Origin of the sequence: Phenylobacterium sp. (assembly GCF_036264965.1) — a bacterium.
Taxonomy (GTDB): domain Bacteria; phylum Pseudomonadota; class Alphaproteobacteria; order Caulobacterales; family Caulobacteraceae; genus Phenylobacterium.
Genome location: NZ_DATAPY010000093.1, coordinates 22,644 through 32,193 on the forward strand (window position 1 = coordinate 22,644; position 9,550 = coordinate 32,193).

Annotated in this window: 10 protein-coding genes; 5 read left to right on the forward strand and 5 right to left on the reverse strand. The window is 65.9% G+C overall.

What is annotated here, in order from left to right; all coding sequences use genetic code 11:
- Nucleotides 1-49: 49 nt before the first annotated feature.
- Nucleotides 50-1,759 (forward strand): asparagine synthase-related protein, encoded by a 1,710-nt coding sequence (locus VHS75_RS11655; RefSeq protein ID WP_329638786.1) that lies wholly within the window; start codon nt 50-52, stop codon nt 1,757-1,759.
- Here the strand turns inward: VHS75_RS11655 and VHS75_RS11660 are convergent.
- Nucleotides 1,641-4,130, reverse strand: coding sequence for a S9 family peptidase (locus VHS75_RS11660; RefSeq protein ID WP_329638787.1), 2,490 nt, complete (start codon nt 4,128-4,130; stop codon nt 1,641-1,643). The two genes, VHS75_RS11655 and VHS75_RS11660, sit on opposite strands and share 119 nt — an antisense overlap.
- Before the next feature lie 35 nt (nt 4,131-4,165).
- Nucleotides 4,166-4,987: an RNA polymerase sigma factor gene (locus VHS75_RS11665; RefSeq protein WP_329638788.1), complete on the reverse strand. Its 822-nt coding sequence runs from the start codon at nt 4,985-4,987 to the stop codon at nt 4,166-4,168.
- 91 nt (nt 4,988-5,078) lie between these two features.
- Between VHS75_RS11665 and VHS75_RS11670 the strand changes: the two genes are divergently transcribed.
- Together VHS75_RS11670 and VHS75_RS11675 are read left to right on the forward strand one after the other, a co-directional pair.
- Entirely contained in the window at nt 5,079-5,297 is a 219-nt protein-coding gene (locus VHS75_RS11670) for a helix-turn-helix transcriptional regulator (RefSeq protein WP_329638789.1), read from the forward strand.
- Between the two features lie 202 nt (nt 5,298-5,499).
- Nucleotides 5,500-5,757, forward strand: a complete 258-nt coding sequence (locus VHS75_RS11675; RefSeq protein WP_329638790.1) for a helix-turn-helix transcriptional regulator — start codon at nt 5,500-5,502, stop codon at nt 5,755-5,757.
- 497 nt (nt 5,758-6,254) lie between these two features.
- Here the strand turns inward: VHS75_RS11675 and VHS75_RS11680 are convergent, their stop codons facing one another.
- Together VHS75_RS11680 and VHS75_RS11685 are read right to left on the reverse strand one after the other, a co-directional pair.
- A complete protein-coding gene (locus VHS75_RS11680) occupies nt 6,255-6,509 on the reverse strand; it encodes a hypothetical protein (protein ID WP_329638791.1) in 255 nt (84 codons plus the stop codon).
- 134 nt (nt 6,510-6,643) lie between these two features.
- On the reverse strand, nt 6,644-6,886 hold the full coding sequence (locus tag VHS75_RS11685) for a hypothetical protein (RefSeq protein ID WP_329638792.1): 243 nt from the start codon (nt 6,884-6,886) through the stop codon (nt 6,644-6,646).
- A gap of 455 nt (nt 6,887-7,341) precedes the next feature.
- Between VHS75_RS11685 and mobC the strand changes: the two genes are divergently transcribed.
- Both mobC and VHS75_RS11695 read left to right on the forward strand, forming a co-directional pair.
- Nucleotides 7,342-7,869, forward strand: a complete 528-nt coding sequence (gene mobC / locus VHS75_RS11690; protein ID WP_329638793.1) for a plasmid mobilization relaxosome protein MobC — start codon at nt 7,342-7,344, stop codon at nt 7,867-7,869.
- Entirely contained in the window at nt 7,866-8,891 is a 1,026-nt protein-coding gene (locus tag VHS75_RS11695; protein WP_329638794.1) for a relaxase/mobilization nuclease domain-containing protein, read from the forward strand. The genes mobC and VHS75_RS11695 overlap by 4 nt, the downstream gene beginning before the upstream one ends.
- 32 nt (nt 8,892-8,923) lie before the next feature.
- Here VHS75_RS11695 and VHS75_RS11700 read toward each other — a convergent pair whose 3' ends face one another.
- Nucleotides 8,924-9,184: a hypothetical protein gene (locus tag VHS75_RS11700; RefSeq protein ID WP_329638795.1), complete on the reverse strand. Its 261-nt coding sequence runs from the start codon at nt 9,182-9,184 to the stop codon at nt 8,924-8,926.
- Nucleotides 9,185-9,550: the final 366 nt, after the last annotated feature.

Genomic DNA, 9,550 nt, shown 5'->3' on the forward strand with positions numbered 1-9,550 from the left:
AGGGTACCTCGCATTCGGGCTCGCCGACCCCGCCTCATCGGCGCAACTCATGGCCGCGAGCGCCTTGCTTGGCGCCCGGTCGCAGTGGACGCGCCGAATCGCCCGGGCTGATCTTGAAGTCTGGGGGCAGTCCGATGCGCCGGAGGTGGCGGATCTCTCGGGCGCGGGCGTCGTGATTGGCCAAATACGCTGGCGAACTCCGGAAGTCCCCGGCCGTAGGGAGACCGCCGAGGCTTATGGGAAACAGCTGATCCGTCAGGCGTGGGGGAGCTACGTCGCACTCCTCTGCGACCGGAAAGGGTGGTGCGCGCTGCGCGACCCTTCAGGACATCTTGATTGCCTGACCTGGCGCCGCGGCGGCATCTGGCTGATCGCGTCAGACATCGACGAACTGCCAAGAGAGCTGCTGCCTTCGCGGATGGCGCTCGACTGGGACGCCCTTTCGCTGTGCGCGGCGACCGGCGCGGCCGTCATTGGGCGATCGCCTCTAGACGGTGTCGCCACTTTGACCCCCGGCGATCTTGTGGTCTTGGCGGGCCGAAGAGCGGGTGAGGCGCAGCCCTTGTGGCGGCCCCAGGACCATGTGGGCGACGGAAGCTCGGTTGACGACGGTCAACTCGTGATCGCTGTGGAGGACTCCGTGAGCCTCGCGCTGGAAGGCGCAGAACCGACCTTGGTGGAGGTTTCTGGTGGATTGGACTCGTCGATCATCGCCGGCACGGCCGGGCGGCTCGGCCTGGGGGGCCGCGTCGCGGCCGCGTTGCACTTCCGTAGCAACCGCCCCGAATCCGACGAGAGTACGTGGGCGAACTCCGTTGCTACGGGCCAAGGCTGGCCGATCTTCGTGGGAGAGCTTTCGCCGGGTATTTTCGACCCTAAGAACCTGTTCGAACTGTCCTGCGGCGCCAGACCGGCCATCAACGCCATGGACTTGGTTCGTGACGCAGCCACAGTTGCCGCAGCGCAAGCCTACAGCGCCGGCGCCCTTGTGACGGGAAAGGGGGGCGACACAGTCTTCTTCCAACCGCCGACGGTCGACATTCTGGCCGACTATGTCCTCGCTACGGGTTGGCGCGGGCTCGGCGGCGATCTGGCGCAAGGCCTCGCCCGTCGATTGCGGCGCTCGGTCTGGTCGGTGGGCGAAGAAGCGCGACATCGGCTTCGCGATCGTGCGCCGCCGTCCCTGACATCGCCGCTACTGGGGCCTCGCGGCCGCGCCCAGGCCACGACGCCAATCCACCCCTGGATGGAGGGCATCGACGATCTGCCGCCTGGAAAGCAAAGGCAAATCCAGGGGATCGTCGCGACCTTCAATGTCCGCGGGGTCACCCGATACGCCAAGGAGATGGCGGTTCGCCACCCGCTGCTGAGTCAGCCGGTGATTGAGGCGAGTCTAGGCATACCCACCTGGCGTCTCGCGCCCGGCGGCCGAGAGAGAGGTTTGGCCCGCGAGCTCTTTGCCGATCGCGTGCCCGAGAGCGTCTTGAAACGACGCTCGAAAGGCGAGCTCGGCGCCTACTACGCGCGGACCATTGCGCGCAGTGGCGATCTTCTGAAGCCATTTCTCCTTGATGGAGTGCTCTGCGAAGCCGGCGTGCTCGACCGCAACGCGGTAGAAGCCGCACTCGCGCCGGACACCCTCATCTGTCACTCCGAGAACCCCGCGCTGATGTCGGCGACGGCCGTCGAGGCCTTTGCTCGCTACTGGCAGGCGCGGCTTCCAGACTGGCCAGCTGATGCGCGCCGTCGGCGGGACTGAGCAGCCGATCGTCGAACCAGCGAAAGACCCGCAAGTAGAGGTCGCGAAGGCTGCCTGGACTGGCGATGGCGTGGCCTTCGCCCCAATAGACAACGAGTTGCGCCGGCTTGTCCTGTCGGTTGAGGGCGCTGAACATCTCTTCCGGTTGCCCAAGGGAGAAGGCGTCCTGCTCGCCGTGAACCAGCAGCAGGGGTGTCGTCACCCGGTCGGCATGAAATATCGGGCTGTTGCGAAGGTAGCGCTCGGGGTCAGCCCAGGGGGGATTGTGCATGCCACCCTGCAGATCCTCGACCCAGCCCGCTGTGAAGAACGGGCTAGGTCCGAGATTGGGGTCGAGGCGCGCGAAGGTCTCGTATTGACCCCACTCGCTGACGAGATCGCTCATGGAGGCCTCGGCGACAGCCGCACGGAAGCGGTCTGTCTGGCTGATCATCGTCAAGGTCCCCCAGCCACCGAAACTTTCGCCCCAGACGCCGAGACGATCCGCGTCGAAGAGGCCCTGAAGCTCCGGATCGGACTTTGCCTGATCGATGATCGCTAGCACACGCTTGGCCAGATCCTGCGCGGGCTCGGCGCCTTCGGGAATTGGCAGGCTAGGCGCCAGGACGGCATAGCCGTGCGCCGCCAACAGCGCCGCGGCTTTGTCGGGGCCGCCCCTCCAACTGTCCATCGCCGACGGCGCTGTTGGGTAACGCGAGCCTGGATAGGGTCGCACGATCAGCGGTGGCGGCGGCGCGCCGACCGGCAACAGCGGCAAGAGCAGCCAGCTCGTCAGTAGTTGCCCGCCGGGCCCGACATGGTGGATTGAACGCGTGATTGGAGCGTCGAGATCGGCAAGTTGCGGATTGAGATGCAACAGGTTGACCGTGGGGCCGGTCCGCTGCACCCAGTCCAGATCGAGCTCGCCGCCCTCAGGAGAGCGCCGCACAAACAGCCCGGTCGCCGCCTCCGACGGATGAAGGACCTCCGCGCCGATCTGCAGATGAGGCAGAGGTTCCACGCCATCTATCCGCACCGCGACAAGTTCACCGGACGCTCGGCGTCCGATGACTCGGGCCGCCTCCGGAATCTCGTAAGCGAACAAAAACGCTCGGTTGAGTTGGGGATAGCTGATGGGCCGCACGCCGGGCGCCACGAGGGTCGGCGGTGCTCCAGGGGAGAGCCGCCACATTCCGTCGCGCCCCGCCGCCACCAAGCCTGCCGGTGTTCGCGTAAGCCCATCCTTCTCGATGCCGAGATCTTCGACTGTAAGAGGAACCAGCCGACCGGCTGCGAGGCGCCACCAGCGGGGCGTGGCGTCGCCGTCGGTCACACCCCAGACGACCGGATCGCCACCGAACCAGCCGGCCCTAGCGGCTTCCGGCCGGAAGTCCAGCGACGCCCGCAGATGGCCCACCGGCGTTACGGCGCCGGTCGCCGCGTCGATGCGCAGGAAACGCCCGTCCGTCCAGGGGACGATGGCATTTCGTCCGAATGCCATCAATTCGCGGCCGTCTTCGGACCAGGCGAGCGGATGAGGGAGTACATCCCACTCCAGTCCGACCGAGATCGACGCGCCGCCGTCCAGGCCGATAATCTGGAGATGACGTTCGTTCGCCTCGAAACCGTAGGTGTCCTGGATGGGATGCGTCGCCGACATCGGATGGTCGCGACCTTCGACAAGTAGGGCGACCTGACGATGGTTTGGGGAGAGCGTCAGCCCAATGAAGGTCCCCGCCGCGAGCGTTCGTACCCGGGACGATCTCACATCGACCGCCACCAGCTTCCTAAGGTCCAGGCGCCGCGTCGCGCCCGGACCGCTGTCGAACACCCGCGTCGAAACTCCGCCCTTCGCGGTGATCCGCCAGAGGTCCGGGGCCATGTCGCGTGAGACGCGCCGGTACCTGAAGTTGCGAGGCAGGGCGCGACGTTCTCGAGCAACGAGCATGAGCTGTTCATTGGACCGCCAAACGACAGTCGCGGCGTCGCTCGTCATCTCAGGCGTGACGCCCAGCCAATGCACCTGCCGCATCGTGGGACTTGCCACCCCGAGCTCCCAGTCATGGTCCGTCAGACGCATCACAGCGACGCGCCGCCCGTCCGGCGATACCGGTCCAAGCGCATAGCCAGCGCCGTGCTCCGCAGGAAACAGCGGTCGCGAGGCTCCTGGATGTGCAAGATCTGCGACCCAAAGCGTGGACCGCTCGATGTCCTGCAATGCGTCGAGATCGTAGCGGGCCGCGCTCGTTGTCGGCCCACGGCGTTCAACGACGACCGTCTGACCGGCCTGCTCAACCGCTCCGAGGTCCTCGCGGTGTAGGTGGTCTTCGATTGTGAAGGGCCTGGCGTACGATGACGATGCAAGCAGCAACAAAGCGAGCGCCGGCGCCATGCCCGGGACTCGCCGGGCGCGGTTCTGCCGCTCCATCACCAGTTCTTCGAGAATTGGATCGAGACGAAGCGGCCGATGACGTCCGCGTTGGCGCCGTCAATGCCGAAACCGAGGGGATTGTTGTAAAACGGCGGCTGCTCGTCGAAGACATTGCGCGCGGTGATTCCGAGGCTGACTCCTGGCCAACGCGACGTCTCCGAAGCCGTCCAGCGAAGCCGAAGGTCGAGCGTGGTCTGGTCGTCGAGTTTGACGCCAGTCATGTCGTGCTCGCCGCTCACGTGGTTCACGGACGCGCCAAGGGAGAGGGGCCCGCGGGTCCAGTCTCCATTCAGGCGCGCTCGGAGGCGGGCGGGGAAGTCTACCTGACCGACGCGCTCGACAAAGCTGCCCGTCGGCGTGACTTGCTGCTTGTAGGCGAACGTCAGGCCCCCGAACCGGCTCAAGCAATAGACGTCGCGCAGGTTGCGGGGAAGGCTTGCGACAACTTCACGGTGGAGCAGGGCTTCATACTGATCGGGCAGGGTCACGGCCTCGGTCCGAGTCCGTTCGGTCACCAGCTTTGGACGGCGCTGGGCGGCCTCGCGCCGGAGGTGGTCCAGCCCGACGTTGAGCGCGGCGCGCGCCAGAATCGCCTTGGGATGTTCCCAGTCGATCTGCCGACTCGACAGGCGCAGGAAGGTCTCCTGCGCCAAGTCCTCTGCGATTTCCCGGCCGAACCGACGCGCCAGGAAGGCGACCACCCAGCGGCTGTGTTGACGATAGATGGCGTCTGCGTTGGAGCGGCGGTCCTCATCGGAACCAATGGGATACTCGGAGGCACTCACCGGAAAACTCGGAGGAATACGGAAAAACTGCATATGCCGTTTTCTCATATACCTCAAGAGCCGCGTCATTCCCCGCGGTCCGCACATGCCGAAATCGGTATTCTCCAGTGCACATCGACACGTCGTGGACGTGCTCGTCGAGGCACGCGATGAATCCGGGCTTACACAGGCAGAAATTGCAAAGCGCGTTGGTAAGGACCAAAGCTTTATGTCGCTGATTGAAAACTCCCAGCGCCGCGTCGACGTCTTGGAATTCTTCGCACTTGCCAATGCCATGGAAGCGGACGCACTCGCGTTACTCGCGAAGATCGCGAAGAGATTGCCTTCGAAGATTCAAATCTGAGTCAGTCCACCCTTGCACCGCCGGAGTGCGCTTCCGGGGCGCCTTCTCGCGGTCATTTCCACCGATAGAATAGGGCGCATCCGCCAAATTCGAAGTTCGCGCTTGAGAGGGCGAGTAGCTCTGTGGGCTGGTGATACCGAAAAACTGCATATGCCATTTCCTAATATAGCTAGACGGCCGCGGATTTCCTTGCGGTCAACAAATGCCAAAGACGGTCTTCACCGGTGCGCACAGCCATGTAGTGGCCGTGCTCTTGGAGGCGAGGCGATCATCGGGATTAAAGCAGGCCGACGTCGCGGCTCGACTTGGCAAACATCAGAGCTTCATTTCACTCATCGAGAACTCGCAACGACGAGTGGATGTCCTGGAATTCTTTGCGCTGGCGGATGCGATGGGGGCTAACGCTCTGGAGCTGCTCGCTGAAATCAGCCGGCGCCTGCCAAACAAGATCGAAATCTGAGACAAACGGACGAACGCGTTGTCGGACGCGACCCTGCCCGATGCTGGGTTGCGGCCGCCCCCTCCGGTGGCCGTTGGCCCCCCACGAGGCGCCTAGCGATGCGCCAGCAACACGTGAGCCACGCCGTAAACGATAATGGCGATCGCGAGGATCGGAACGGTCCACAGCGCGAACTTTGCGTACCTGCGCCGCGTGCCAAAGATGGGCATCCACTAATCAGCGGGCTTGATGCTGTTCTCTCATCCCTGAACCCACCGCACACGGCGTGCGTCCCGACGGTCGAGCCCGTCAAGCGCGGCCAGAAGAAGAAGGCCTAGCTCCGACGCCCGCGTCGGTGGCTGTCGCGCCCGCCCTTAGTGCTGCCGCCCGCTGGATGGCGCCGCAGCGCTGCCAGCCATACCGGGGCAGGCGGCGCCTCCAAAGCGAAATGCAGCGCTTGCGCTACGTCGTCGGGGCCAAACTTGGCGAGCGCTTCGTCGGCCTCTTCGCGGGTCATTTCAGCCATTGGGTTTCCTCCCGAGGTCGCGATAGCAGAAGCCGCATCCCCGCTGGCCAGCCTCCTTCTTCTTCGCTGCGGCGCAGACCTCGCGCGCCAGCATATTGAGGATGTTGACCAGCCCTTCGTTCAGCGAGAACCGCTCATGGAGCGTCGCCAGCGGGACCTTCCCGGTGCGTGGGCAGCTCAGACATTCGAACCGGACATAGCCCCCCTCGTCAGCCCTCAGGGCCGAGAGAGGGGCCTGCGTCCGCATCGCCGCGAAGTCCCGGCTGTGCAAGCTCCCGATAGGCAGTGGGCCTTTTCCCATGCCATGAACAGAAACAGAACATTTGGTTGGAGTCCAGACGGCGAAACGCCGGACCGAAGCCCGGCGTAAGGCGGGTCAGGCTATTTCGCGGGAGCCGCGCACAGGGTCTTCTTGGCCATCTTGCCCTTCGCGTCGTGACAGTTGCCCTTGGCGTCCAACTTGTAGTCGCCGGCGGCGGCAGCGGGCTTCACCCCAGCGCAGACTTCGGCCTTGGCGAACTTCCCATCGGCGGCGTGACACTTGCCGTTCTTGTCGAGCTTCTGAGCGTCGGCGGCGGTAGCGCAAAGCGCGAGCGCGGCGACGATAGCCAGAGTGCGAAGCATGGTGGTTCCTCCCTTGGATACGGGAAGGTCGCACCCGAGTGCGACGGCTGCAAGCTAGGCCGGGTCGTGGCTTCCAGCGCCTAACCTCGCGCACCGGCTGTGTTCCACAGCCTCTAGGTCGAAGACCAAGGCGTCTGGTTGGCGGCGCGAGGACTCGGCCCGGCCGCCAGGAGCGTTTGGCTGCTGTAGTCACGGACTGAGGTTCGTCGTCGATCTCGGCTTTTCCTGGCGTTCCGCCACTTGGCTCAACCTCGGCTTCCGGGTCGTCGCCGCGGTCCCGGTCTGGCCTTTCCTGCCGCCTCAGAAGACCTTGATCTTCGTCGCGTCACGATGCCGGGCGGCGGGCGTAAAGTTGCCCCCTTCATGCGCGCGGAGGGGAGGGGGTAGGCTGTCCGCCGAGGTCCAGGGGAGGCCAGGCCTCGCGGCGGCGGCGGTGTTCTTACGCGGAGGGCGGTGTGGCGATCTTCAACCTGAGCCTGGACGACGATCTTGCCGCCCGGTTCGACGCCTGGTCTGCCGATCGCGGCGGCCGATTCGTGGTCCTGCGGCGGTTGATCGATCAGGCGTCCCGCGAGGGCCGACCGGCCGCATACACCCCTGGCGGCGGCGAACGGCGCCCTGTGAGGTTGGCGGTCTGGATGCACGCCACGGACGAAGTCGGGGTTGCGGCGGCGGCCGCCGGAATGGGTCTGTCGCGCAGTGCCTGGGCCGCGGCGCTCATCCGCCACCGATTGCAGGGGCGGCCGACCTTTCCGCCCGACCAGGGCGTGACCTTGCTGGCCGCGCAGACCGAATTGCGGCGCATCGCTGTCAACGTCAACCAGATCGCCCGCGCCCAGAACACGGTGGCGAAGGACAGCCACGCGCCGGACCTGGAGCTTGCCTATCTCGACGATCTGCGTGCGGAGATTCGGGGTCATCTGCGGCGCATCTTCGAGGCCTTCGACGGCAATCACGCCTACTGGTCGGGGAGCGATAGGTGAGCGGTTTCCGGACGGTCCCGGGCTTCGAGGACCTGTGGCGGCCGCCCCCTGGCCTGAACCGCCGGCGGCCGGAGACGGTGCTGCGGCCAGGTCCGGCGGGTGGCGACGTCCGGGCCCGCCTGGCGCGCCTGGCGGCGCGGGCGCCGGAGGTGATGGTCAAGGTCGCCGGCCAGACCAAGAATCCCGCTCACCTGCGAGCGCACCTGGACTACATCACCCGCAAGGGCCGTCTGGAGGCCGAAGACCGCGACGGCGCGATCTTCTCCGGACGCCGCGACATGCACGAACTGGCCGAGGACTGGAGCGCTTTGGCGCTGGCGGATCGCGGGCGGCATGCAAACGCGCCCTTCAGCCGCTCGATCATCCTTTCGATGCCCGCCGGTACGGATTCGGCAGTGGTCCACGACGCCGCCCGCGCGTTCGCACAAACGACCTTCGCGGACTGCTTCGACTATGTCTTCGTCCTCCATACCGACACCGCGCGTCCGCACATTCACCTCGCCGTCTGCGCCCGGGGCGATCGGGGGGAACGCTTACTCCCGTGGATGGCCGACTACGCAGCCTGGCGGCAGGCGTTCGCCGAGGCCCTGCGCGATCGTGGCGTAGCGGCGGAGGCGACGCCGCGATGGATCAGGGGCGTCACGCGAAAGTCCGAGACGACGCCGCTAAGGAAGATTCGTGACCAATACGAAGCCGGGAAGGGGACGATGGCCCGGGTCCGGCAGGAGGCCTACCGGGAGGCCGCGATGGCGGCGTTCGGTAGGGATGAGGCCCTGCGGCCGTGGGAGGCGAGCCTTCTACGCGACCAAAGCCGCGTGCGAGGCCTGCTGATGGCGCAGGCGAAGCTCCTGCAAGGCTCACCCGACCAGCCGGACCGGGCGCTGGGCGTCCGGGTCGAGCAATACGTGCGCGACCTGCCGGCGCCGGACTCCCAGCGCCTGGCCCTGGCTCGCGAGCTCCGCGCCGCGAACGCCCGGCTTGCGCCTGACCGCGGCGACACTGGAAAGAACCGGTCTCGATAGGGCGGTGGATCGGGCCAACGGCCATCGCCATGCTACCGAACGATTGAAGGTCCCGATTTCCGGACCCTTACGACCTCGTAGGCTCCCGCTGCATGGCTGCGGATGATCCGCCGGGCCTGACAGGGCGGCGGGATGATCGCGGTGAGATGCGCCGCCCATCGCAGACGGCAATCTCGGCGGGTCTCGCGGATGATGCTCTCCAGGTCGAAGCGGTTGGCTTTCGACCCGCGCAGCAGGCGCTTGACCAGCACCCTATCCTTATCCGTCTCGACGACCACGACAGGGCCCAGCATGTCCGGCGTGGGAGGGACCTCCGGTCTTCGAAATAGATCAGCCCGCCTTGCGGCCGTGGGAGCGTATCCTCCCGGCCGCGGGGCCGGACGATATTCGCATCCGCGACCTCCGCCACGCGGGTGTAGCGCATCAAATGAGCTCGATGGCGCCTCGGCGGTCGTGCCCGCCGCCAGGGTGTCAGGCGACATGGAAAACTGACCCCCGGCGACAGGGAAAACTGACCCCGCATTGCCTCAGCTGATTTGCTACCGGCTACAGTTGTTGCCTCATTTGAAATGCTACCCGCCAGCCCAGCAGGGCATCGGGGGCGAGGATGGCGAGGCAGGTCAGTATGGCGACCAGGTCGGAGTTGATCGGCGCGATTG